Here is a 577-nt window from a genome sequence, read left to right on the forward strand (position 1 = left end):
GCGGCCTCCATCCGCCGCACGGCATCCCGCAGCACCCCGGCCGCCTCGTCGATGCGAGCCCGGGTGAAGCGCAGTGACGGCGCCGACACGATGAGGGCCGCGACGGCGCGCCCGCCGGGCTCCCGTACCGCGGCCCCCACGGCGGAGACGCCCCGCTCGGTCTCCCCGATGCTGATCGCATAGCCGCAGCGGCGTACGGCGGCGAGCCTGCCGTGCAGCGTTTCGGGGTCGGTGTCCGGTTGCGCTCCGCCCCCGGGGCCGTAGATCTCGGTCAGTTCGGCGACGGTCAGTTCGGCGAGCAGTGCCTTGCCGCCCGAAGCCAGGTGCGCCGGCAGGGCGGCCCCCGCACGGCTGCCGACCCTCAGCGCATGCGTGCCCTCGATGCTGTGCAGGAAGCGAGCCTCGGCTCCGGACCGCACCACCAGGTGCACGGTCTCGCCCAGCTTGCCGTTGAGCCACAGCATGTGCGGGCGGGCGGTTTCGACGAGCTCGTAGTCGGAGCGGTGCGACATGCCGAGCCGGTACAGCGCGGGCCCGGGACGGTAAGCCTTGTCGGCACCCTGCACCGCGAAGCCGC

The 577-nt window shown here is 74.0% G+C and carries 1 protein-coding gene; it reads right to left on the reverse strand.

Annotation, left to right across the window (positions count from 1 at the left end):
• Nucleotides 1-512, reverse strand: a 512-nt coding sequence (locus tag B7L92_RS37635; RefSeq protein ID WP_255311350.1) for an IclR family transcriptional regulator, incomplete at its 3' end; no start/stop codon positions are given.
• Between the last annotated feature and the right edge of the window lie 65 nt (nucleotides 513-577).

The sequence above is a fragment of the Streptomyces viridosporus genome (assembly GCF_002078235.1).
In the GTDB taxonomy this organism is placed as follows: domain Bacteria; phylum Actinomycetota; class Actinomycetes; order Streptomycetales; family Streptomycetaceae; genus Streptomyces; species Streptomyces viridosporus.